Origin of the sequence: Marinovum sp. PR37, assembly GCF_028807375.1 — a bacterium.
Classification (GTDB): Bacteria; Pseudomonadota; Alphaproteobacteria; order Rhodobacterales; family Rhodobacteraceae; genus Marinovum; species Marinovum algicola.
The window spans coordinates 195755-218016 of sequence record NZ_JARAML010000003.1 but is presented as its reverse complement, the minus strand read 5'-3'; the positions used below and the strand labels follow the sequence as shown (position 1 = coordinate 218016).

Here is a 22262-nt window from a genome sequence, read left to right as displayed (position 1 = left end):
CGAGACCGCCTAGACCAAGCCCTTCAGCTCATAGATCACCTGCAATGCCTCGCGCGGGGACAGCTCGTCGGGATGCAACTCGCGCAGCCGCGCCTCCGCTTCCGATGGCTCGGCCGCAGCCACCGGCGCCGGCGCGGCCGCCATCGCCGAGAACAGCGGCAGATCGTCGATCACCGCCTTCTGCTTGCCGCCCTCACGCTCGCCTTGTTCCAGCGCATCGAGGATCTCGCGCGCGCGGCCGACAACCACCTTGGGCAGCCCCGCCAGTTGCGCCACCTGCACCCCATAAGACCGATCCGCCGCGCCTTTCTTGACCTCGTGCAGAAAGATCACCTCGTTCTGCCATTCCTTCACCGCGACGGTGGCATTCTCGACTCCGGCCATCCGTCCGGCAAGCGAGGTCATCTCGTGGTAATGCGTGGCAAAGAGGCCGCGGCAGCGGTTGACGTCATGCAGATGTTCCAGTGTTGCCCAGGCGATCGACAGCCCGTCATAGGTTGCCGTGCCGCGGCCGATCTCGTCGAGGATCACCAGCGCGCGGTCGTCGGCCTGGTTGAGAATGGCGGCGGTCTCGACCATTTCCACCATGAAGGTCGACCGACCGCGTGCCAGATCGTCCGAGGCGCCAACGCGGCTGAACAATTGCGACACCAGCCCGATATGCGCCTTTTCGGCGGGGACAAAGGCGCCCATCTGCGCCAGCACGGCGATCAGCGCATTCTGCCGCAGGAAGGTCGATTTACCCGCCATGTTCGGCCCGGTCAGAAGCCAGATCGCCGAGGCGCCATCGGCGTCGTTCAGATCGCAATCATTGGCGACAAAGGGATCGCCTTCGCGTTTCAGCGCCGTCTCGACAACCGGGTGCCGCCCGGTTTCCACGTGAAACATCCGGCTGTTGTCCACCACCGGCCGCGTCCAATCCTCCTGCGCCGCCAGTTCGGCCAGCGCGGTGGTGACATCCAGCTCGCTCAAGGCGCGGGCCAGATCGCCCAGCGGCCCGGCAGCGTCGAGAATGGCCCGGCGCAGCGCCGCGAACAGCCGTTTCTCGATCTCCAACGCCCGGTTGCCGGCATTGAGGATGCGGGTTTCCAGCTCTGACAGGTCGACGGTGGTAAAGCGCACCTGGTTGGCGGTGGTCTGGCGGTGGATGAACCGCTCGGACAGCGCATGCATCTTGTCGGCATGGGTGGCGGTGCATTCGATGAAATAGCCCAGCACGTTGTTGTGCTTGATCTTCAGCGAGTTGATGCCGGTTTCGCTGACATACTCCTGCTGCATGCGGGCGATCACGCTGCGGCCCTCGTCGCGCAGGGTGCGAGCCTCGTCGAGCTCCTCGTCATGGCCCGGCGCGATGAATCCGCCATCGCGCGCCAGCAGCGGCGGTTCCGCCACCAGCGCCTGGTCGAGCAGGTCGAGCAGCGCGTCATGCCCCGAGAGCCGCGCCACCGCGTCGTGCAGCCGCGCTGGCAGCGCGGTATCGTCATGGCGCGCGCCGATTTCGGCGGCCTGTTCCAGCGCGTTGCGCACGGCAGTCAGATCGCGCGGGCCACCTCGGTCGAGCGACAGCCGCGACAGCGCCCGGTCGATGTCGGGAACCTTGCGCAGGGCCTCGCGCAGCGCAGAACGAAATTCCGTTTCGTCCAGTGAAAAACCCACCGCCTCGAGCCGCGCGTTGATCTCCGCCAGATCGCGCGACGGGCTGGACAACCGGCGCTCCAGCAGCCGCGCGCCGCCGGCGGTCACCGTGCGGTCGATACAGGCGAGCAGCGATCCGGCCCGCCCGCCGGAAAGTGCCGCGGTCAGTTCCAGATTGCGCCGGGTCGCGGCGTCGATCTGCATCACCCCGCCGCTGGCCTCTTTCTGCGGCGGGCGAAGCAGCGGCAGTTTGCCTTTCTGAGTGATCTTCAGATAGTCGACCAGCGCGCCCATTGCCGAAAGCTCGGCCCGTTCGAACGTCCCGAAAGCATCGAGCGAGGCCACGCCAAAGACCTCGGCCACCCGGTCTGCTGCCAGTGAGCTGTCGAAGGAGCCGCGCCCCAGCGCGGTCAGCGCCGCGCCGGCGTCAGCCACCACATTCGCCAGTTCGTTTTCCTGCGCCTCCGAGACCAGCACCTCTGACGGGGCCAGCCGCGCCAGTTCCGGCCCCAGCCGCACCTGCGGCAAGGCCATCACGTGAAACGCCCCGGTCGAAATATCCACCCAGGCCAGCGCCGCCGCGTCGCGCACAAGCGCATAGGCGGCGAGGAAATTGTGCCGCCGCGCCTCGAGCAGGCTCTCTTCGGTCAGCGTGCCGGGGGTGACAAGCCGCACCACGTCGCGTTTCACAACCGATTTCGCGCCGCGTTTCTTGGCCTCGGCCGGGCTCTCCATCTGTTCGCAGACCGCGACGCGAAAGCCCTTGCGGATCAGCGTCAGCAGATAACCCTCGGCGGCATGCACCGGCACGCCGCACATCGGGATGTCACCGCCATCATGCTTGCCGCGCTTGGTCAGCGCGATGTCGAGCGCCTCGGCCGCCGCCTTGGCATCGTCAAAGAACAGCTCGTAGAAATCTCCCATCCGGTAAAACAGAAGTGCATCTTCATAACCGGATTTGATCTCGAGATACTGCGCCATCATCGGCGTCACGGTGGATTTGCCGCTGCTCATTCTGCCCCCTTCGGTGTTGCCGCAGACCATAAACTTCCGCGATTGTCGGGAAAAGCCGAAAGGCCCCTTCGGGAATTGCGGCAAAGCTTGCGCTTTGCTTCGCTTCGGGGCTTGGTTACAACCCGCCAGACGGAAACAGGGAGGCCAGTGAATGCCCAAAGCCAAGATCACCCGCGAAGAGGCCCTTGCCTTCCATCTCGAGCCCGCACCGGGCAAATTCGAGATCACCCCCTCGGTGCCGATGACCACCCAGCGCGACCTGTCGCTGGCCTATTCGCCTGGCGTCGCCGTGCCCTGCGAGGAAATCGCCGCCAAGCCGGAAACCGCCTATGACTACACCAACAAGGGCAACCTGGTGGCGGTGATCTCGAACGGCACCGCGGTTCTGGGGCTGGGCAACCTTGGCGCGCTGGGCTCGAAACCGGTGATGGAAGGCAAGGCGGTGCTCTTCAAACGCTTCGCCGACGTCAATTCGATCGATATCGAGCTGGATACCGAAGACCCCGACGCCTTCTGCAACGCGGTGCGGCTGATGGGGCCGACCTTTGGCGGCATCAACCTCGAGGACATCAAGGCACCCGAGTGTTTCATCATCGAGCAGCGGCTCAAGGAAGAGATGGACATCCCGGTCTTTCACGACGACCAGCACGGCACCGCGGTGATCTGTGCCGCCGGGCTGATCAACGCGCTGCATCTGTCGGGCAAGAAGATCGAGGACTGCCGTATCGTGCTGAACGGCGCCGGGGCGGCGGGGATCGCCTGTCTCGAACTGGTGAAATCCATGGGCGCGCAGCAGGACAACTGCATCATGTGCGACACCAAGGGAGTGATCTACCAGGGCCGCACCGAGGGCATGAACCAGTGGAAATCAGCGCATGCCGCCAACACCGATCTGCGCACGCTGGAAGAGGCGATGAAGGGGGCGGATGTCTTCCTTGGCGTGTCGGCCAAGGGCGCGGTGACCCAGGAGATGGTGATGAGCATGGCCGAGGATCCGGTGATCTTTGCCATGGCCAACCCCGATCCCGAAATCACGCCGGAAGAGGCGCATGAGGTGCGCGCGGACGCCATCGTCGCCACCGGCCGCTCGGATTACCCGAACCAGGTCAACAACGTGCTGGGCTTTCCCTATCTCTTTCGCGGCGCGCTTGACGTGCATGCGCGCGCGATCAACGACGAGATGAAGATCGCCTGCGCCGAGGCGCTGGCGGAGCTGGCGCGCGAGGATGTGCCCGACGAGGTGGCGCTGGCCTATGGCAAGAACCTGACCTTCGGGCGCGATTACATCATCCCGACGCCGTTCGACCCGCGTCTGATCCACCGCATTCCGCCCGCCGTCGCCAAGGCCGGCATGGACACCGGCGCGGCGCGGCGGCCGATTGTCGACATGGAAGCCTATGAGCTGTCGCTGAAATCGCGGCTCGATCCGACCGCCTCGATCCTGCGCGGCATCAATGCGCGTGCGCGCGCCAATCAGGCGCGGATGATCTTTGCCGAAGGCGACGATCCCCGGGTGCTGCGCGCCGCGGTGATGTATCAGCGCAACGGGCTGGGCAAGGCGCTGGTGGTCGGCCGTGACGACGATGTAAGGGCCAAGCTTCAGGCCGCTGGCATGGGCGATGCGGCCCGCGAGCTGGAAATCGTCAACGCTGCCAATACCCGCTATCTCGAGACCTACAAGGATTTCCTGTACAGCCGCCTGCAACGCAAGGGCCACGACGAGAAGGATATCCACCGGCTCGCCGCGCGCGACCGGCATGTCTTTGCCGCGCTGATGCTGGCGCATGGCCATGGCGACGGGCTGATCACCGGCGCGACGCGCAAATCGGCGCATGTGCTGGAGCGGATGAACTACGTCTTCGACGCCGATGCCGAGCATGGCGCCGTCGGCGTGACGGCGCTGTTGCACAAGGGACGGATCGTGCTGATCGGCGATACGCTGGTGCAGGAATGGCCCGACGAAGAGGATCTCGCCACCATCGCCGAACGCTCGGCCGATGTAGCGCGGCATCTGGGGCTGGAACCCCGGGTCGCCTTTGTCAGCTTTTCGACCTTTGGCTACCCGGTGTCGGAACGGGCGACCAAGATGCTGCTCGCGCCCAAGGTGCTGGACCGGCGCGGCGTGAGCTTTGAATACGAAGGCGAAATGACCGTCGACGTGGCGCTGAACGCCCAGGCGCAAAAGGCCTATCCGTTCTCGCGGCTGACCGGTCCGGCCAATATCCTGGTGGTGCCGGCGCGGCATTCGGCCTCGATCTCGACCAAGCTGATGCAGGAAATGGCAGGCGCCACGGTGATCGGGCCGATCCTCGCCGGCGTCGACAAGTCGATCCAGATATGTTCGTCTGTCTCGACCGCCAATGACATCCTGAACATGGCGATACTGGCCGCCTGCAAGGTGGGGTGAGCGGGCATACGGAAACCCTCCGGTGGCGGGTTTCGCCCGTGACCGGGCGCTGCAGGCAAGGTGAAAGGGGAGCGGCGTGACCATCTTCAACCTCGGCTCGATCAATGCCGATCTCTTCTATCACCTGTCGCATCTGCCGGCGCCGGGCGAGACCCTGGCCTCGACCGAATTTCGCCGCGGGCTGGGCGGCAAGGGTGCCAACATGTCAGTGGCGGCGGCGCGGGCGGCCGGACATGTGGTGCATATCGGCGCGGTCGGCGCCGATGGGCGCTGGGCGGTCGAGCGCCTGTTGGAATATGGCGTCGACACTTGCCATATCGCCGAGCTGGGGGACACCACCGGCCATGCGATCATCCTGATCGACGCGGCGGGCGAAAACCAGATCGTGCTTTATCCCGGTGCCAATGTCGCGCTGGGGCAGGGGCAGGTGACGGCGGCGCTGGCCGGGGCGACCCCCTCGGACAGCCTGATGTTCCAGAACGAAACCAACCTTCAGAGCTTTGCCGCCGGCCTCGGACAGCAGAAAGGCATGCGTGTGGTCTATGCCGCGGCGCCTTTCGATGCCGCGGCGGTGCACGGCGTGATCGACCGGATCGATCTCCTTGTGCTCAATCAGGTCGAGGCGGCGCAGCTGGAGGCGGCGTTGGGGCGGGGGCTGGGCGATCTCGGAATTTCCGATATCGTGGTCACCCTCGGGGCCGAGGGCTGTCGGCATCTGGAGCGCCAGAGCGGCAGCGACCGGCATTATCCCGGGATCAAGGTCGCGGCGGTCGATACCACCGGGGCCGGCGACACCTTTACCGGCTATCTTGTGGCCGGGCTCGACCGGGGCATGCCGATGGAACAGGCAATCGGCCGGGCCCAGCGCGCCGGGGCGCTGATGGTGACCCGGCAGGGCACGGCGGATGTCATCCCCGATCTCAGGGATCTGGAAGACTTCCGCCCCTGATCAACCGCCGACAAAAGGCGCGTCTTCGCCCCAGAGCGCGCGCACGCGATCATCGCGGCCACAGGCCTCGCGGTAACGCTTGTAGGCATCGGCCCGCGAGATATAGCCGAAGCGGGTGAGCGTGGATTTGCTCGATTTGTAGTAATTCTGGTGAAAGTCTTCGGCCAGATAGAAGGGTTTGGCGTCGAGCACCGGGGTCACGATCTCCTGTCCAAGCGCTGCCTGCGCCTCGGCCTTGGCGCGGCTGGCTTCGGCTCTGGCCTGGGCATTTTCGACAAAGACGGCGGTGCGGTAGCTGTTGCCCCGGTCACAGAACTGGCCGCCCGCGTCGGTCGGGTCGATCGAGCGGAAGAACAGGCCGAGCAGCTGCGCGCGGCTGACCTGATCGGGATCATAGCGGATCTGCACCGCCTCGTAATGGCCGGTGCCGCCGCGGGTCACCTGTTTGTAGCTGGGGTTTTCCACGTTGCCGCCGGTATAGCCGCTGACCACCTCTGCCACGCCTCTGACCTTTTCGAAATCAGCCTCGACGCACCAGAAACAGCCGCCGGCGACCGTCAGTACCTCGGTCTCCGCGGCGCGGGCCTTTCCGGAATGCACGATCAGTCCGAGGGCGATCAGGGCTGCCAGCAGCGCTGGCTTGAGCGATGAGAAACGGGACATGGGTGATACCTCCTGCGCCAAGCCTGTTGCAAAAGCGGCACGTCAGGCAAGCCGCCACCGCCCCCTGTCACGCAGAGGTGAGACGGTGTGACCGACCGCATTCGCCAAACATTCCCAGACAACATGAAACTATTGCCGGACCGGCCACGTAGCTGTGAACGCCGGACGCGATCCGGACGTGAAAACAGATTTCCAAGGAGACTTGACGATGACCCGTTTTACACTGAGCCTTGCCGCCGCCACCCTGTCCGCCACCGCTGCCTTTGCCGGCGGTCACGGCATGACCCCCGCCGTCGAGGCGGTTGATCAGGACCTTTCCAATGGCGTCGTGTCGGCCGACAAGGTCACTGCGTCCGAGAACGGCTGGCTGGTGGTGCACCGCACCGACACCGACATGAAGCCGGGCCCGGTTGTCGCTTATGCGCCGATCCGCATGGGGGAAACCATGGATGTCGCCGCCATTCTGCAAGAAGACGTGGCCTCGGGCGACATGCTGATGCTGATGGTTCACAGCGAAGCCGGCGGGATGGAAACCGGCGTTTTCGAATACACGCTCGGCGCCAAGGAAGACGGCCCGATCCGCGTGGATGACAAGCTCGTGATGGGAACCATTACCGCACAGTAGAGTTGGCTTGGCACGCTCGGCAGGGACCGTGAGCCCTGCCGAAGCGTTTTAACGAGTAAGGTGCGGGGCCGTCAGCCCTTCAATCGGCGGTCCCGTGCTGCAAGAAGCTTCAGCCGCAGCGCATTGAGCTGGATGAAGCCCGCCGCATCCTTCTGGTCATAGGCGCCGGCGTCGTCCTCGAAGGTGACATGCGCCTCGGAATAAAGCGAATGATCCGACCAGCGGCCGACGGTGCGCGCCATGCCCTTGAACAGCATCACCCTGACCGTGCCCGAGACATGCTCCTGGCTCTTGTCGATCAGCGCTTGCAGCATCTCGCGCTCGGGCGAGAACCAGAACCCGTTGTAGATCAACTCGGCATAGCGCGGCATGATCGAATCCTTGAGGTGACCAGCGCCGGAATCCAGCGTGATCTGTTCGATGCCGCGGTGCGCCTCGAGCAGGATGGTGCCGCCGGGGGTCTCGTAGATGCCGCGCGACTTCATGCCGACAAAGCGGTTCTCGACGAAATCCAGACGGCCGATGCCATGTTTGCGGCCGTATTCGTTCAGCTCGGTCAGGATCGTTGCCGGGCTCTTGGCGGTGCCGTTGATCGCCACGGCGTCACCTTTTTCAAAGGTGATCTCGATGTATTCCGGCTGGTCCGGCCCGCCGACGGGATCGTCGGTGCGTTGATAGACATAATCCGGTGCCATTTCGGCGGGGTCTTCCAGCACCTTGCCCTCGGACGAGGTGTGCAGCAGGTTGGCATCGACCGAAAACGGCGCTTCGCCGCGCTTGTCCTTGGCGACGGGGATCTGATGCGCCTCGGCAAACTCCAGCAGACGGGTGCGCGAGGTCAGATCCCATTCGCGCCAGGGCGCGATCACCTTGATATCGGGGTTGAGCGCATAGCAGGCCAGCTCGAAGCGCACCTGATCATTGCCCTTGCCGGTGGCGCCGTGGGCCACGGCATCGGCGCCGGTGGCTTCGGCGATCTCGACCAGTCGCTTGGAGATCAGCGGGCGGGCGATCGAGGTGCCGAGCAGGTAGAGCCCTTCGTAAACCGCATTGGCGCGGAACATCGGAAACACGAAGTCGGACACGAATTCCTCGCGTAGATCCTCGATGTGGATCTCCTTGACGCCCATCATCTCGGCCTTCTTGCGCGCCGGTTCGAGCTCTTCGCCCTGGCCCAGATCGGCGGTGAAGGTCACGACCTCACAGCCATACTCGGTTTCAAGCCATTTCAGGATGATCGAGGTATCGAGGCCACCGGAATAGGCCAGGACAACTTTCTTGGGCGCGGACATGGGCGTTTCCTTCTTGAAAGACGCAAGCGCGATACCGGGTTTTCGGGCGCGGGGCAAGGTGGCGGCGTTGACCTTGGTTCGGCTTACGCCCAATGTGCGCCCGAAACCGGTGTCCGAGGAGCGACAGATGAAAGCCTGGTCGATGTTCGTCCATTCCCTGCGGCTTGTGATCAACAATCTCGATGTGGCGCTCAGGGTCTCGCTGGTGCTTTATTCGGTGCAGGCGATCTCGCAGATCTACACCTTTTCGGCCAATAGCGGCGAAATGGTGCAGGGCCCCGACGGAATCCCCTATCCCGACATTTCCGCCGGCGAAGGGTTTGTCATGTTGCTGCTGGGCATTGCCGCGCTTCTGGCGTCGCTCTGGATCGCGGTGGCCTGGCATCGCTATGTGCTTCTGGGCGAAGAGCCGGCGGGCTGGCTTCCGAACTGGCCCGGCGCAGCGATCCCCGGCTATCTCTGGCGCTCGGTGCTCCTGGGGTTGGTGGTGGCGCTGGCGGCGGTGCCGGTGGGCGCGATCAGCGCGGTGATCCTGCCGCCGGTGCTGATGCTGGCGGTCACCGTGGGGGTGGCCTCTTTCGTGTTCTTCCGCCTTTCGCCGATCCTGCCGGCCATCGCGCTGGGCAACAGCCTGGGCTTTCGCGAAGCCTGGGAGGCGACGCGTGGAGAGGCCGGCACCATCGTCGGGCTGGCCGGGCTGATGATCCTCGGCTCGCTGGCGTTGCAGATCCCGACGATGCTGTCCGGCGACCCGAATTCGCTGCTCAGCCTGGTCTATTCCATCGTCGTCGGCTGGTTTGCCACGATGATCGGGATCTCGCTCTTGACCACGGTCTATGGCCATTGCGTCGAGGGGCGCGGCGTCGACTAGGCTTGCCTCGCGGCGAATTCGCCCCATTTTCGCCCGGTATTCACGGTATATGGCGGAGCATGCTTTACCGTGGAGCCCGTGAATGCGAAGAGCCTATGAAAGCCCTGTCTGGACCATGCCCATGCTGACACCCATCCCGTTCCGGCCCGATGAGGCGCACCGGCGGCTCTACCGCAGCGCGCTGGGCCAGTTCGCGACAGGGGTCACCGTCATCACCACGATGACCGACGACGGCCCCACCGGGATGACGGTGAATTCCTTCACCTCGGTGTCGCTCGATCCGCCGCTGGTGCTCTGGTGCCTGGCCGACAATTCGCAGCGCTATGACGTGTTCAGCGGCGCCAGGACCTATGCGATCAACGTACTGCATTCCGGGCAATACGAACTGGCGATGGTGTTTGCCAAGGATGGCGGGCATTTCACCGAGGCCAATTCCTTTGCCGGGGCGCTGGGCGCACCGGTGTTGCGCGATGCGCTGGCGGTGTTCGAATGCCGGCTCGAACAGACGGTGGCGGTGGGCGATCATTCGGTGATCGTCGGCCGCGTCGACCAGCTGAGCTATCGCGAGGGCGATCCGCTGATCTTTCAGGGCGGGCATTTTGGCACCTTTTCCGGATAAGCTGCCGGATTTCCTCTCCGAGCCCGAGCTGTGGCCGCAGGGCGCCGGGCGCTGCCTGCTGTTCGCGCAATACGACATCGCCCGCTGTCGCGACAGCGATTATGCCGTTGCCGGGCTGGCCCCGCCCGATTTCCTGTCGCGTGCCGTGCCGAAGCGGCGGGCCGAATTCCTCGCCGGGCGGGCGCTGGCGGGGCAGGCGCTGGCGCGGTTGGGGGCGACCGGCGCGGTGGGCCGCGATTCCCATGGTGCGCCGGTCTGGCCCCGGGGCATGCAGGGCTCAATTTCGCACAGTCACGGCATGGTCGGCGTCTGGCTGGGGCAGGGGGCGACGACCTTTGGTCTTGATCTCGAGGCGCTGGCCGATCCACGCGCCGTGCGCGCGATCTGTCATTCGGTGCTGACGCCGGGCGACAGGGTGCATCTGGGAGCGACCCCCGATGCCGCCGGCGCCACCGCAGTGTTTTCCGCCAAGGAGGCGCTCTACAAGGCGCTGTTTCCGCGCGTCGGGCGGTTTTTCGGTTTCGATCATGCGGAAATCGCCGAAATTCGGCCGGATGGACTGGCCTTGCGCCTGACAAAACCCCTATCAACGGGCTGGCAGGCAGGCTGCGTTTTCGAGATTGCGCAGCACTGGCGGGCCGGCACTGTTATCAGCCAATGCGAGATTGCTTCATGACGTCCGATTTGCGCCAATGCGCCCTGCACCTGTTCGACAAGGCGGTCGAGGCCGCCGATCCGGCGATTGCCCTGCGCCGCGCTCTGGCCGCGCATCCGCTGCCGCAACCGGACGGGCAGCTGCATGTCATCGCCATCGGCAAGGCCGCCCCGGCGATGCTGCGCGAGGCGCTGGCGCATCTGGACGGCGCGGTTCCCGCGCTGGCGATCACGCATTACGAAAACGACATGGATGTGCCCGGGGCCGAGGTGATCCGCGCCGCGCATCCGGTGCCAGATGCCGCCGGACTGGGGGCCGGACAAGAGCTTATCTCGCGGTTGTCGTCGCTGGGGCCACAGGATGCCGTGGCTGTGCTGGTCTCTGGTGGCGGGTCGGCGCTGGTGCCCGCCCCGGTCGAGGGCGTGACGCTGGAAGACAAGGCCGAGGTCAACCGCCTGTTGCTGGGCGCCGGGCTCGATATCGTGCGGATGAACCTGGTGCGGCAGCAATTGTCCCGGCTCAAGGGGGGCGGGCTGCTGCGCCAGGCCGCGCCGGCGCCGGTGACCGCCTATATCCTGTCGGATGTGATCGGCGACGATCTGCGCGCCATTGCCTCGGGCCCCACCGTCGGCCCGATCGGCACCCGTGCCGAAGCCAGGGCGGTGCTGCAAGAGGCCGGCGTCTGGGAGGCCTGCCCGGCCTCGGTGCGGGCACATCTTTCGGCCGAGGCTCCGGCGCCGGAGACGCCGGCGGCGCAAAACCATCTGATCGGTTCGAACCGCAAGAGCCTCGAGGCGATGCTTGCGGCGGCCGAGGGGGAGACGGCGCGGATCGTGTCGGACGCGCTCGAAGGCGATGTGGACGATGCCGCCCGGGAGGTGCTGCGCGCCGCGGCGGCTGCTCCGAAAGGCACGCCGCAGGCGCTGATCTTTGGCGGCGAGACCACGGTCACCCTGCGCGGCGACGGACGTGGCGGCCGAAACCAGGAGCTGGCGCTGCGGGTCGCGCTCTCGGCGCGGAATTTCGATCTGCCGGCCAATTGGCTGTTTCTCTCCGGCGGCACCGACGGGCGCGACGGCCCGACCGATGCCGCTGGCGGTATTGTCGGCCCCGGCACCGCTGCGGCGATGGGCGCCGAGGCGCAGGCGCTGCTGGCCAACAACGACAGCTTCGAAGCGCTGCGCCGGGCCGATGCCCTGCTGATGACCGGGGCGACGGGCACCAACGTGGCCGATGTCCAGGTCTTTCTGATCGGCGCCGACTAACCGGCGCGGCGGGTGGTCAGCCCGCTGGTGAATTCGCTGCGCGCACGGGCATAGGCGTCGCGGATAGCGGCGACGTCCACCCGCTCGCCCTGGCCGGCATTCGCCGCGGTTTCGCCCGCTTGGCACAGCGCCGCAAAGGCCGCGAACCCGAGGTTCAGCGCGCTGCCCTTGAGGAAATGCAGCTGCGCCTCGAGATCGGCCGTTTCGGGGGCAAGCGTGCCGATCACGCCGTCGACCTCGTCGAGGAACAGCTCGACCACTTCGGCAAAATCCTCTTCTCCCACTTCCTCGCGGAGCTCGGAGACCCGGGACCAGTCAATCATTATACACTTCTCCTGGTTACTGGTCAGGGTTCTACGCGCACGAGGCTAAGATTTGGTTGCCGAATCCGCGCGGATTTTCGGAAATTTCCGGCCTTCATTCCGGGTTAAGGCCGACAGGTCATACCGGGGGAAAGGAACACGCAGGACGGAATCAGCGACCATTGGATTTGGCAGCCAGACATACCCTTTCGGCCGGGGTCAGCGCCCGGCGCCCGCGCATTCTGGTTGTCGATGACAGCAAGATGCAGCGCAAGATCCTCTCGGCTTCGTTGCTTCGGCAGGGCTATATCGTCGATGTGGCCGCCGGAGGGCAGGAGGCGCTGGCGCTGTGCGAGGCCAATCCGCCCGATCTGGTGCTCAGCGACTGGATGATGCCGGGCATGGACGGGCTGGAATTCTGCAAGCGGTTCCGCGCGATGGAGCGGGACGGCTATGGCTATTTCATCCTGCTCACGTCTAAGAGCGAGAAAGGCGCGGTGGCGCGCGGGCTCGACAATGGCGCCGATGATTTCCTGACGAAACCGGTCTATGTCGACGAGCTGCGCGCCCGGATCACCGCCGGCGAGCGCATTCTCGAGATGCAGCGCCAGCTGAGCGAGCAGAACCGGGTGATCTCGCGCACGCTGACCGAATTGCAGGGGCTTTACGATGCGCTCGACAATGATCTGATCGAGGCCAAGAAGCTTCAGCAATCGCTGGTGCGCGACCGGTATCGCCGGTTCGGCAATGCCGATCTGTCGCTGCTGCTGCGGCCTTCGGGCCATGTCGGCGGCGATCTGGTGGGGTTCTTCCCGGTCGGCAAGACGCGGCTGGGCATCTATGCGATCGACGTTTCGGGCCATGGCATTTCCTCGGCGCTGATGACGGCCCGGCTGGCCGGCTATCTCTCGGCCACGACCCCGGATCAGAACGTCGCTCTGTATGAGACCGAGGAGGGCGCCTATGCGATGCATCCGCCCGACCAGGTGATCGGGCGGCTCAACCGACTGGTGCTTGAGGAGATGGAGACCGAGCATTACTTCACCATGTTGCTGGCCGATGTCGATCTTGCCTCGGGACGGGTCCGATTGGCCCAGGCCGGGCATCCGCATCCGCTGGTGCAACGGGCCGACAACAGGATCGAGCTGATCGGTGCTGGCGGCCTGCCGGTCGGGCTGATCGAAGACGCGGCGTTTGACCGGTTCGAGATCGATCTGAACAAGGGCGACCGGCTGCTGCTGTATTCCGACGGCATCACCGAATGCCCCGACGCCGGCGGCGGGTTCTTCGAGGAGGAGGGGCTGATCCGGCTGGCCGGCGATCTGCACCACCTGCCGGGGCGCGAGTTTCTCGAGGCGATGGTCTGGACCCTGGCGGAAAGCACCGGCAGCGAGGATTTCCCGGACGATATCTCTGCCGCCCTGCTGGAGTTCTAGCCCAACAGGCCCGGCGTCGCTCTGACCCGGCGGAGCGCGGCGCGGTCCACCGGGTTCGACAGCCAGTGCCCGGCGTCGGCCATCGGCACGACCCGCACCCTGTGACCGGCTTCCTCGGGTGGGCCCAGGCGATGCACCGGGCGGGCAAGGTAGATGGTGCAGAGCTTTTCGGCCCAGAGGTCGTATTCCGACATGAAGACAAATCGCCGCCAAGCCCCGATCCGGCGCGGCGCGGCGATCTTCCAGCCGGTTTCCTCGCGCACTTCGCGATGCAGCGCCGCGACCGGCGCCTCGCCGGGATCAATGCCGCCGCCGGGCAGTTGCAGCGGCTCGTCCGATCCGCTCTGCCAGGTCAGAAGCAGCCGGTTCCCGATCGGCAGCAGCGCATAGACCCCGGGGCGCAGCCGGTGGCGCTTGTCCCGGGCTGGTGCGGTGCCGACGCGGCGGATCATGGCATACCCCTTTAATGCTGCGCTTTCACGGCTATATAGAGGCGATATGCCAAATCTGGGCAACAAGGAACTCCCATGATCTCTGTGAATGCCATCGCCTGGGACGATACCGTCCTGCCGTTTCAGCTTGACCGCTCGGACATCCGCGGCCGCGTCGCGCGGCTGGACGGGGTGCTGGAAGGCATCCTGAAACAACACGATTACCCCCCGGTGGTCGAGGCGCTGGTGGCCGAAATGGCGCTGCTGACCGCGCTGATCGGCCAGACCGTCAAGCTGCGCTGGAAACTGTCGTTGCAGGTGCAGTCGAATGGCCCGGTGCGGATGATCGCCACCGATTATTACGGCCCGAGCAAAGAGGGCGAACCGGCGCGCATCCGCGCCTATGCCAGCTATGATGCGGCGCGGCTGTCGGGCAACAACCCCTTTGACCAGCTCGGCGAGGGCTATTTCGCCATCATGATCGATCAGGGGCAGGGGATGCAGCCTTACAAGGGCATCACGCCGCTGGCCGGGGGCACCCTGCGCGCCTGTGCCGAAAGCTATTTCGCCCAGTCGGAACAGCTTCCGACGCGGTTCAACCTGAGCTTTGGCCGCTCGACCGAGCCCGGCGACGCCGAGCGCTGGCGCGCCGGTGGCATCATGCTGCAACATATGCCCAAGGCCTCGCCCTTTGCCAGCGGCGAAGGCGGCTCCGGCGAGGGCGGGTTGCTCACCGTCGATGATCTTCTGGATGACGAAGAAACGGCAGAGAACTGGAACCGCGCCAATATCCTGCTCGATTCGGTCGAGCTGATGGAGCTGATCGGGCCGCAGGTGCCGCCGACCGATCTTCTGGTGCGGCTGTTTCACGAGGAACAGCCGCGGGTCTATCCGACCCAGCCGGTGCATTTCGGCTGCACCTGTTCCGAGGATCGGGTGCGGCAGAGCCTGTCGATCTATTCCGCCAAGGACATCGAAAAGATGACCACGGAAGACGGCCGGGTGACCGCCGACTGCCAGTTCTGCGGTGCGCATTACGATCTCGACCCCGCCACCGTGGGTTTCGAGGCGAATGACGATTGATCCGCTCGATCCGCTCGTCGCCGCGCTGTCCCGGGATGGCGCGGCCTCGTCGGATTTCGATCTGAACCCGGATTTCAAGCTTCCGCAATCCCGCAAGCTGCGCCCGGCCGGCGTGCTTGCGGGTTTTGTCATGCAGGACGGCGTGCCGCAGGTGATCCTGACCAAACGCTCCTCGGCGCTCAAACATCACCCCGGCCAGATCGCCTTTCCCGGTGGCAAGCAGGATGAGGGCGACGCCGATGTCACCGCTGCCGCCCTGCGCGAGGCGCAGGAGGAGGTGGGGCTCGATCCGGCGCAGGTCGAGGTGTTGGGCCTCTTGCCGACGCATGAGACGGTGACCAGCTTTCTGGTGACGCCGGTGGTGGCGCGGGTCCGAGGCGATTTCACCCCGCGGCCGGAACCGGGCGAAGTGGCCGAGGTGTTCACCGTGCCGCTCACCCATTTCGCCGATCCGGCGCGGTTTTCCGTGCAATCAAGGCGCTGGCGCGGGCTACGGCGGTCCTATTACACTGTGCCCTACGGCCCCTATTACATCTGGGGTGCGACGGCCCGTATCCTGCGCGGGCTGGCAGACAGGATGGTGGCATGAGGATAACAGGCGACTGGCTGATCACCCCGGCGACCCAAGCGGTCTGCGCGATGCTGACCGAGGCCGGTCATTCGGCCTATTTCGTCGGCGGTTGCGTGCGTAACGCACTGATGGGCGAACCGGTGGCGGACATCGACATCAGCACCGACGCGCGCCCCGAACGGGTGATGGAGCTGGCCCGCGCAGCCGGTTTGCAGGCAGTACCCACCGGCATCGATCATGGCACGGTCACCGTGATCTCGCACAAGGTGCCGCATGAGATCACAACCTATCGCCGGGATGTCGAAACCGATGGCCGCCGTGCCGTGGTGGCCTTTGCCGATAGCATCGAAGAGGACGCCCGGCGCCGCGATTTCACCATGAACGCGCTTTATGCCGATGCCTCGGGCGCGGTGCGCGATCCGGTGGGCGGGCTCGACGATCTCAAGGCGCATCACGTGCGGTTCATTGACGATCCTGCGGCGCGCATCCGGGAGGATTACCTGCGCATCCTGCGGTTTTTCCGCTTCAACGCCTGGTATGGTCGCGCAAAGGGCGGGTTCGACCGCGAGGCGCTGGCGGCGATTGCCGACAACCTCGACGGGCTGGAAACCCTGTCGCGCGAACGTGTCGGCGCCGAGATGATCAAGCTGCTCTCGGCCCCCGATCCGACCCGCGCGGTGGCGGCGATGGACAAGGCCGGCGTGCTGCTGCGCATCCTGCCGGGCGCCGTCATTTCCGCGCTGGGGCCGCTGGTCTATGTCGAGGACGAGGCCGGCCTTGCCCCCGACCCGGTGTTGCGGCTGGCGGCGCTGGGCGGCGAGGATGTGGCCGAGCGGCTGCGGCTGTCGAAGGCCCAGGCCAAGGCGCTTGCCTTCTTTCGCCACGAGGTCGGCGCCGCCACGCCGCCGGCCGAGATCGGCTATCGCCATGGCGCGGAGGAATCGGAGAAGCTGCTCGCCCTGCGCGCCGCGCTCTTGCAGGAACATATCGACCGCAAGGCCTTTGCCGAGATGGAAGAGGGCGCCAACGCGGTGTTTCCGATCCGGGCCGCCGATCTTATGCCGGAGTACGAAGGCCCGGCGCTGGGCGAAAGACTGCGGCTGCTCGAAACGCTCTGGATCACCTCCGGCTTCGAACTGACGCGCGACGAACTGCTGCGGAAGGACTGACCCGCCCCCCCGGGGGGTGACAAACCGTCACAGTCGGGGTATGAAAGGCGCATCTGAACAGGAGAGTGCAGCATGGAAACAGAGATCAGCTTCCGCCACGGCTAAGCCACGTTCTCTGTTTGCGTGGATGTTCCACGCCATGTCCATCAGTTGCCCATTTGCTCGCAGGAGCGCTCCATGTTCAAATTTTTCGAAAATCTTGTCGATCCCTATTGTGCCTACCCCGCCTCGGATCATCCGCCCCAGCGGCTTTGGCCGTTTCTCCTGGCCTATGCGCAGCCGTTCAAACGGGTCTTTGCCGTCGCCGCCGTGATGTCGGTGGTGGTGGCGGTGATCGAGATCGGGCTGATCTGGGCGATGGGCTGGGTGGTCGACATCCTCGCGGGGTCACCAGAGCAGGTGTGGCAGGACTACGGCGGCTGGCTGATTGCGCTGGCGGTCTTCCTGCTGGTGCTGCGGCCGGTGTTGCAGGCGGTGGATGTGGCGCTGCTCAACAATACCATCCTGCCGAATTTCGGCACGCTGATCCGGTTTCGTGCCCATGCCCATGTGCTGCGCCAGTCGGTCGGCTGGTTCGAGAACGATTTTGCCGGCCGCATTGCCAACCGCATCATGCAGACCCCGCCCGCCGCCGGCGAGGCGGTGTTTCAGGTGTTCGACGCGATCACCTTTTCGCTGGCCTATGTGGTTGGCGCCGTGGTGCTGCTGGGGCAGGCCGACTGGCGGCTGTCCTTGCCGCTGCTGGCCTGGCTCGGGTTGTACGGCCTGCTGATCCGCTGGACGATCAGGCGCGTCGGCCCCGCCTCGCAGGCGGCAAGCGACGCCCGCAGCGAGGTGACAGGCCGGGTGGTGGATGCCTACAGCAACATCCATTCGGTCAAGATGTTTGCCCACCATGGCCGCGAGATGGACTTTGCCAAAGAGGCGATCGAGCGCGCGCGCAGGACCTTTCAGGCCGAAATGCGGATCTTTACCATCATGGATGTGGTGCTGACCCTGCTGAACGGCTTTCTGATCGTCGGGGTGGTCGGCTGGGCGCTCTGGCTCTGGATGCAGGGGCTTGCCAGTGTCGGTGCGGTGGCCGCCGCGACGGCGCTGACCCTGCGGCTCAATGCCATGACCGGCTGGATCATGTGGGCGCTGACCTCGTTCTTTCGCGAGCTGGGCGTGGTGAGGGAAGGCATGGAAACCATCGCCCAGCCGATCGCCCTGCGCGACGGGCCGGAGGCCACGCCCTTGCAGCTCGGCGACGGGCGGATCGAGCTGGACCGGCTGTCGCATCATTACGGACGCGGGCGCGGCGGGCTGGACCGGATCAGCCTGAGCATCGCGCCGGGCGAAAAGATCGGGCTGGTCGGGCGGTCGGGCGCCGGAAAATCGACGTTGGTGAAGCTGCTGCTGCGGTTCTATGACGCCGAAAGCGGCCGCATCCTGATCGACGGGCAGGACATCTCGCAGGTCACCCAGGACAGCCTGCGGCGACAGATCGGCATGGTGCAACAGGACAGTTCGCTGCTGCACCGCTCGATCCGCGACAACCTGCTGTATGGCCGCCCCGACGCCACCGAAGCCGAGATGATCGCCGCCGCCAAACAGGCCGAGGCCCATGCGTTCATCCTCGATCTCGAAGACCAGAAAGGCCGGCGCGGCTATGACGCGCAGGTCGGCGAACGCGGCGTCAAGCTGTCCGGCGGGCAACGGCAGCGGATCACCCTGGCGCGGGTGATCCTGAAAGACGCGCCGATCCTGCTCCTGGACGAGGCGACAAGCGCGCTCGACAGCGAGGTCGAGGCGGCGATCCAGTCGACGCTTTACGGCATGATGGCCGGCAAGACGGTGATTGCCATCGCGCACCGGCTTTCGACGATTGCCCAGCTCGACCGGATCCTGGTGATGGATGACGGCCGCATCGTCGAACAGGGCAGCCATGACGACCTTTTGGCCCGCGGCGGGCTATATGCCGGGTTCTGGGCGCGCCAGTCCGGCGGGTTCCTGGCGGTCGAAGACCAGAGCAAGACGGAAGAAACGGAGGCAGCGGAATGACGGCACCATCCTGGATCGATCCCTTTGCCGAGGCGGATACGCCGCCGCCGCGCAGCCTTGGCGCCTTTTTGCGCTGGGCGCTCAGGGGCAGCTTCGGCGTGATCGGCATCGCCGGCGCGACCTCGGCCTTTGCCGGGGTGCTCGAGGTGCTGGCGGCGATGACCCTGGGGCTGGTGGTGGACGCGGCGCTGAACGGCACGGCCGAGAGCGTCTTTGCTGAAAACCTCTGGTTGCTGATCGGTGTCACGCTGTTTTTCCTGCTGCTGCGACCGCTGGTTCTGATGGCCTCGGCCTGGCTGCAATCGATCGTGTTGCAGCCCAATCTGCTCAGCCTCGTGCTGTCGCGGCTGCATCGCTTCACGCTGGGGCAGGATGTCACCTTTTTCGACAATGATTTTGCCGGCCGGATCGCGCAAAAGGAGATGCAGACCGCCCGCGCCATCACCGATGTGGTCGTCGAGGTGGTGCATACGGTGCTCTTTGCCCTGGCTTCGGTGGTGGGCTCGATCCTGCTGCTGGGCACCGTCGATGCGCGGATCGCCCTTGGGCTCCTGCTGTGGATCGCCGGCTACCTGCTGATGATCCGCTATTTCATGCCGCGGATCCGCCTGCGCTCCAAGGCGCGGGCCTCGGCGCGGGCAATGGTGACCGGCCAGGTCGTCGATACGGTGACCAACATCAAGACGGTCAAGCTGTTCGCCCACGCCGATCACGAGGATCAGGCGGCGCTGGGCGCGATGGCGCGGTTTCGCGACCGACAGCTCGATTTCGGCCAGGTCTCGGTGCAGTTCCGGTTCTGGCTGATGGCGCTGGCCGGCGTTCTGCCGGTGCTGCTGGTGGGCGGCGCGCTCTGGTACTGGTCGCGCGGGCTGGTCAGCGCGGGCGATATTGCCGCTACCGGCGCGGTCAGCCTGCGGCTGGCGCAGATGACCGGCTGGGTCTCGTTCACGCTGATGGGCCTCTATGCCAATGTCGGCGAGGTCGAGGACGGCATGCGCACGCTGACCCCGCCGCATGGGCTGACCGATGTTGCCAATGCCACGCAGCTAAAGGTGACCGACGGTAGGATCGCCTTTCGCGACGTGGATTTTGCCTATGGCCGCGATATCGGCGGGGTCGAGCACATCCGCCTTGAAATCGCGCCGGGGGAAAAGCTTGGCATCGTCGGCGCCTCGGGGGCCGGCAAATCGACGCTGGTGGCGCTGCTCCTGCGGCTCTACGACGCCGAAAAGGGCGAGGTCTGCATCGACGGGCAGGACATTGCCGGCGTCACTCAGGAGAGCCTGCGGCGCCAGATTGGCATGGTCACCCAGGAAACCGCCATGTTCAACCGGTCGGCGCGCGACAACATCGCCTATGGTCGGCCCGACGCCACCGAGGAAGACATCATCGCGGCGGCGGAACGCGCCGAGGCGCATGATTTCATCCTCGATCTCGAGGACCACGAGCATCGCACCGGCTATGACGCGCATCTGGGCGAACGCGGGGTCAAGCTGTCGGGCGGCCAGCGGCAGCGGATCGCGCTGGCCCGGGCCATCCTCAAGGACGCGCCGATCCTGGTGCTGGACGAGGCGACAAGCGCGCTGGACAGCGAGGTCGAAGCGGCGATCCAATCGGCGCTGGAACGGGTAATGGAGGGCAAGACCGTGCTGGCCATCGCCCACCGTCTCTCGACGATCGCGCGGATGGACCGCATCGTCGTGCTCGACAAGGGCCGGATCGTCGAAGAGGGGAGCCACGAGGCGCTGCTCGACAAGGGCGGGCTCTACGCGCGCTATTGGGAGCGGCAGTCGGGCGGGTTCCTCAACCTGGTCGAAGCCGCGGAATGAAGCGGATCACGATCGTCGGCCAGCCGGGCGGCGGCAAATCCATCCTGGCCCGGCTGATCGGTGTGCGTCCGGGCCTGCCGGGGCATGTGTTGCGCTCGCCGCGGGCGGTGCGGGCCTTTCTCGCCTCTCTCGACAGCGCCGGCGATTGCAGGCAAAAGCCCGGGCATGACCCAGCATGACATACTCCGCCTCGGCCATCAGGGCGACGGCATCGCCGAAGGCCCGCTGTTTGCGCCCCTGACCCTGCCCGGCGAGACCGTCAGCGGCACCGTTGAGGGGGACCGGCTGCGCGACGTCAGGATCCTCGCGCCCTCGGAGCATCGCGTGGCGCCGCCCTGCCGCCATTTCAAGGCCTGCGGCGGCTGTCAGCTGATGCATGCCTCGGATGACTTCGTCGCCGGCTGGAAACAGGACATCGTCATCCGCGCGCTGTCGGCCCAGGGCATCGAGGCCGCTTTTCGCCCCATCGCCACCTCGCCGGCGCAGAGCCGCCGGCGGGCGACCTTTTCCGCCCGGCGCACCAAGAAAGGCGCGATGGCGGGATTTCACGGCCGTGCCTCGGGTGTGATCGTCGAGATCCCCGATTGCCACCTGCTGCATCCCGATCTGCTGGCCGCACGCCCGCTGGCCGAAGCGCTGGCGGCCTTGGGTGGCAGTCGCAAGGGCGAAGTGTCGGTACAGATCACCCTGTCAGAGGACGGGCTGGACGTGCTGGCCCGGGGCGGCAAACCGCTGGATCGCGCGCTCGGGGTGGCGCTGGCGGAGCTGGCCGGCCAGCAGCGGATCGCCCGGCTGGTCTGGGAGGACGAGCCGATCGCCATGCGCACCCCTCCGGGCCAGCGCTTTGACGGCATCCGTGTCGTCCCGCCGCCCGGCGCCTTTCTTCAGGCCACCGCCCATGGCCAGGCGGTGTTGACGGCGGCGATGATCGAAGCGGTGGGTGGGGCCGGCCATGTCGCCGATCTCTTTGCCGGCTGCGGCACGTTCGCCCTGCCGCTGGCGCGCGGCGCCGAGGTGCATGCGGTCGAGGGCGAGGCCGCGATGCTGCGGGCGCTCGACGAGGGCTGGCGCAAGGCCGAGGGGCTGAAGAAGGTCACCACCGAAGCCCGCGACCTGTTTCGCAACCCGCTGCTGCCGCAGGAGCTGGAGCGGTACGACGCGCTGGTGCTCGACCCGCCGCGCGCCGGGGCCGAGGCGCAGGTGCGCCAGATCGCGGAAAGCAAGGTGCCGGTGCTGGGCTTTGTCTCCTGCAACCCGGTCACTTTCGCGCGCGATGCGGCGGTGCTGCGGGCCGGCGGCTATCTGCTCGACTGGGTGCAGGTGGTGGACCAATTCCGCTGGTCCAGCCATATCGAGCTTGCAGCGCGGTTTTCGCGCGCACATATCTGACGCCGGACAAAAGG

Annotated in this window: 20 protein-coding genes; 15 read left to right on the top strand and 5 right to left on the bottom strand. The window is 65.9% G+C overall.

The genetic code is table 11. From position 1 onward, the window contains the following. Nucleotides 1–9 precede the first annotated feature (9 nt). A complete protein-coding gene (mutS, locus tag PVW49_RS04170) occupies nt 10–2649 on the bottom strand; it encodes a DNA mismatch repair protein MutS (RefSeq protein WP_274589961.1) in 2640 nt (879 codons plus the stop codon). A 151-nt stretch (nt 2650–2800) separates the two neighbouring features. On the opposite strand from mutS, the gene PVW49_RS04165 reads away from it, so the two are divergent. Further along, nucleotides 2801–5056, top strand: coding sequence for an NADP-dependent malic enzyme (locus tag PVW49_RS04165; RefSeq protein ID WP_048533551.1), 2256 nt, complete (start codon nt 2801–2803; stop codon nt 5054–5056). Nucleotides 5057–5132: 76 nt separating this feature from the next. Further along, the gene (locus tag PVW49_RS04160; protein ID WP_274589960.1) at nt 5133–6005 is read left to right on the top strand and encodes a ribokinase; all 873 of its coding nucleotides are present in this window, start codon (nt 5133–5135) and stop codon (nt 6003–6005) included. Here the strand turns inward: PVW49_RS04160 and msrA are convergent, their stop codons facing one another. Then, the gene (gene msrA, locus PVW49_RS04155; protein ID WP_074836503.1) at nt 6006–6668 is read right to left on the bottom strand and encodes a peptide-methionine (S)-S-oxide reductase MsrA; all 663 of its coding nucleotides are present in this window, start codon (nt 6666–6668) and stop codon (nt 6006–6008) included. It abuts the gene before it with no gap. Nucleotides 6669–6876: 208 nt separating this feature from the next. Here msrA and PVW49_RS04150 point away from each other — a divergent pair, with 208 nt between their 5' ends. Then, nucleotides 6877–7293, top strand: a complete 417-nt coding sequence (locus PVW49_RS04150; protein WP_048533548.1) for a DUF7282 domain-containing protein — start codon at nt 6877–6879, stop codon at nt 7291–7293. Nucleotides 7294–7364: 71 nt separating this feature from the next. On the opposite strand, the gene PVW49_RS04145 is transcribed toward PVW49_RS04150, so the two are convergent. Beyond that, nucleotides 7365–8585 (bottom strand): argininosuccinate synthase, encoded by a 1221-nt coding sequence (locus PVW49_RS04145; RefSeq protein WP_074836502.1) that lies wholly within the window; start codon nt 8583–8585, stop codon nt 7365–7367. Nucleotides 8586–8712: 127 nt separating this feature from the next. On the opposite strand from PVW49_RS04145, the gene PVW49_RS04140 reads away from it, so the two are divergent. The 4 genes from PVW49_RS04140 (at nt 8713) to PVW49_RS04125 (ending at nt 11995) form a co-directional block, all read left to right on the top strand. Then, on the top strand, nt 8713–9456 hold the full coding sequence (locus PVW49_RS04140) for a hypothetical protein (protein WP_074836606.1): 744 nt from the start codon (nt 8713–8715) through the stop codon (nt 9454–9456). Between the two features lie 121 nt (nt 9457–9577). Further along, on the top strand, nt 9578–10075 hold the full coding sequence (locus PVW49_RS04135; RefSeq protein ID WP_274561916.1) for a flavin reductase family protein: 498 nt from the start codon (nt 9578–9580) through the stop codon (nt 10073–10075). Next, nucleotides 10056–10751, top strand: coding sequence for a 4'-phosphopantetheinyl transferase family protein (locus tag PVW49_RS04130; RefSeq protein ID WP_274589959.1), 696 nt, complete (start codon nt 10056–10058; stop codon nt 10749–10751). The genes PVW49_RS04135 and PVW49_RS04130 overlap by 20 nt, the downstream gene beginning before the upstream one ends. Further along, complete coding sequence (locus PVW49_RS04125; protein ID WP_274589958.1) at nt 10748–11995, top strand: glycerate kinase type-2 family protein; 1248 nt, start codon at nt 10748–10750, stop codon at nt 11993–11995. Before PVW49_RS04130 ends, PVW49_RS04125 begins: the two co-directional genes overlap by 4 nt. Here PVW49_RS04125 and PVW49_RS04120 read toward each other — a convergent pair. Then, a complete protein-coding gene (locus PVW49_RS04120) occupies nt 11992–12318 on the bottom strand; it encodes an Hpt domain-containing protein (protein WP_274589957.1) in 327 nt (108 codons plus the stop codon). The two genes, PVW49_RS04125 and PVW49_RS04120, sit on opposite strands and share 4 nt — an antisense overlap. A gap of 167 nt (nt 12319–12485) precedes the next feature. Here PVW49_RS04120 and PVW49_RS04115 point away from each other — a divergent pair, with 167 nt between their 5' ends. After that, on the top strand, nt 12486–13733 hold the full coding sequence (locus tag PVW49_RS04115; protein WP_274561908.1) for a PP2C family protein-serine/threonine phosphatase: 1248 nt from the start codon (nt 12486–12488) through the stop codon (nt 13731–13733). Here the strand turns inward: PVW49_RS04115 and PVW49_RS04110 are convergent. Continuing rightward, a complete protein-coding gene (locus tag PVW49_RS04110) occupies nt 13730–14185 on the bottom strand; it encodes an NUDIX domain-containing protein (RefSeq protein ID WP_048533540.1) in 456 nt (151 codons plus the stop codon). The genes PVW49_RS04115 and PVW49_RS04110 overlap by 4 nt on opposite strands. A 75-nt stretch (nt 14186–14260) precedes the next feature. On the opposite strand from PVW49_RS04110, the gene hslO reads away from it, so the two are divergent. From hslO to PVW49_RS04075, 7 genes are all read left to right on the top strand, one after another. Beyond that, complete coding sequence (hslO, locus tag PVW49_RS04105) at nt 14261–15247, top strand: Hsp33 family molecular chaperone HslO (protein ID WP_274589956.1); 987 nt, start codon at nt 14261–14263, stop codon at nt 15245–15247. Next, entirely contained in the window at nt 15237–15836 is a 600-nt protein-coding gene (locus PVW49_RS04100) for a CoA pyrophosphatase (protein ID WP_074836497.1), read from the top strand. Before hslO ends, PVW49_RS04100 begins: the two co-directional genes overlap by 11 nt. Further along, the gene (locus PVW49_RS04095) at nt 15833–16987 is read left to right on the top strand and encodes a CCA tRNA nucleotidyltransferase (protein ID WP_074836496.1); all 1155 of its coding nucleotides are present in this window, start codon (nt 15833–15835) and stop codon (nt 16985–16987) included. Before PVW49_RS04100 ends, PVW49_RS04095 begins: the two co-directional genes overlap by 4 nt. 177 nt (nt 16988–17164) lie before the next feature. After that, nucleotides 17165–19030: an ABC transporter ATP-binding protein gene (locus PVW49_RS04090; protein ID WP_274589955.1), complete on the top strand. Its 1866-nt coding sequence runs from the start codon at nt 17165–17167 to the stop codon at nt 19028–19030. Then, entirely contained in the window at nt 19027–20859 is a 1833-nt protein-coding gene (locus PVW49_RS04085; RefSeq protein ID WP_274589954.1) for an ABC transporter ATP-binding protein, read from the top strand. The genes PVW49_RS04090 and PVW49_RS04085 overlap by 4 nt, the downstream gene beginning before the upstream one ends. Continuing rightward, nucleotides 20856–21038 carry a hypothetical protein gene (locus PVW49_RS04080; protein WP_074836493.1) on the top strand — a complete coding sequence of 61 codons (183 nt, stop codon included), beginning with the start codon at nt 20856–20858 and terminating at the stop codon, nt 21036–21038. The genes PVW49_RS04085 and PVW49_RS04080 overlap by 4 nt, the downstream gene beginning before the upstream one ends. Then, nucleotides 21025–22248: a class I SAM-dependent RNA methyltransferase gene (locus PVW49_RS04075; RefSeq protein WP_274589953.1), complete on the top strand. Its 1224-nt coding sequence runs from the start codon at nt 21025–21027 to the stop codon at nt 22246–22248. The genes PVW49_RS04080 and PVW49_RS04075 overlap by 14 nt, the downstream gene beginning before the upstream one ends. Nucleotides 22249–22262 lie beyond the last annotated feature (14 nt).

What these genes read in the sequence shown, in the direction of transcription:
- mutS (WP_274589961.1), bottom strand. Translation starts at nt 2,649, where the DNA reads ATGAGCAGCGGCAAATCCACCGTGACGCCGATGATGGCGCAGTATCTC.
- PVW49_RS04165 (WP_048533551.1), top strand. Translation starts at nt 2,801, where the DNA reads ATGCCCAAAGCCAAGATCACCCGCGAAGAGGCCCTTGCCTTCCATCTC.
- msrA (WP_074836503.1), bottom strand. Translation starts at nt 6,668, where the DNA reads ATGTCCCGTTTCTCATCGCTCAAGCCAGCGCTGCTGGCAGCCCTGATC.
- PVW49_RS04150 (WP_048533548.1), top strand. Translation starts at nt 6,877, where the DNA reads ATGACCCGTTTTACACTGAGCCTTGCCGCCGCCACCCTGTCCGCCACC.
- PVW49_RS04145 (WP_074836502.1), bottom strand. Translation starts at nt 8,585, where the DNA reads ATGTCCGCGCCCAAGAAAGTTGTCCTGGCCTATTCCGGTGGCCTCGAT.
- PVW49_RS04140 (WP_074836606.1), top strand. Translation starts at nt 8,713, where the DNA reads ATGAAAGCCTGGTCGATGTTCGTCCATTCCCTGCGGCTTGTGATCAAC.
- PVW49_RS04135 (WP_274561916.1), top strand. Translation starts at nt 9,578, where the DNA reads ATGCTGACACCCATCCCGTTCCGGCCCGATGAGGCGCACCGGCGGCTC.
- PVW49_RS04125 (WP_274589958.1), top strand. Translation starts at nt 10,748, where the DNA reads ATGACGTCCGATTTGCGCCAATGCGCCCTGCACCTGTTCGACAAGGCG.
- PVW49_RS04120 (WP_274589957.1), bottom strand. Translation starts at nt 12,318, where the DNA reads ATGATTGACTGGTCCCGGGTCTCCGAGCTCCGCGAGGAAGTGGGAGAA.
- PVW49_RS04110 (WP_048533540.1), bottom strand. Translation starts at nt 14,185, where the DNA reads ATGATCCGCCGCGTCGGCACCGCACCAGCCCGGGACAAGCGCCACCGG.
- hslO (WP_274589956.1), top strand. Translation starts at nt 14,261, where the DNA reads ATGATCTCTGTGAATGCCATCGCCTGGGACGATACCGTCCTGCCGTTT.
- PVW49_RS04100 (WP_074836497.1), top strand. Translation starts at nt 15,237, where the DNA reads ATGACGATTGATCCGCTCGATCCGCTCGTCGCCGCGCTGTCCCGGGAT.
- PVW49_RS04095 (WP_074836496.1), top strand. Translation starts at nt 15,833, where the DNA reads ATGAGGATAACAGGCGACTGGCTGATCACCCCGGCGACCCAAGCGGTC.
- PVW49_RS04090 (WP_274589955.1), top strand. Translation starts at nt 17,165, where the DNA reads ATGTTCAAATTTTTCGAAAATCTTGTCGATCCCTATTGTGCCTACCCC.
- PVW49_RS04085 (WP_274589954.1), top strand. Translation starts at nt 19,027, where the DNA reads ATGACGGCACCATCCTGGATCGATCCCTTTGCCGAGGCGGATACGCCG.
- PVW49_RS04080 (WP_074836493.1), top strand. Translation starts at nt 20,856, where the DNA reads ATGAAGCGGATCACGATCGTCGGCCAGCCGGGCGGCGGCAAATCCATC.
- PVW49_RS04075 (WP_274589953.1), top strand. Translation starts at nt 21,025, where the DNA reads ATGACCCAGCATGACATACTCCGCCTCGGCCATCAGGGCGACGGCATC.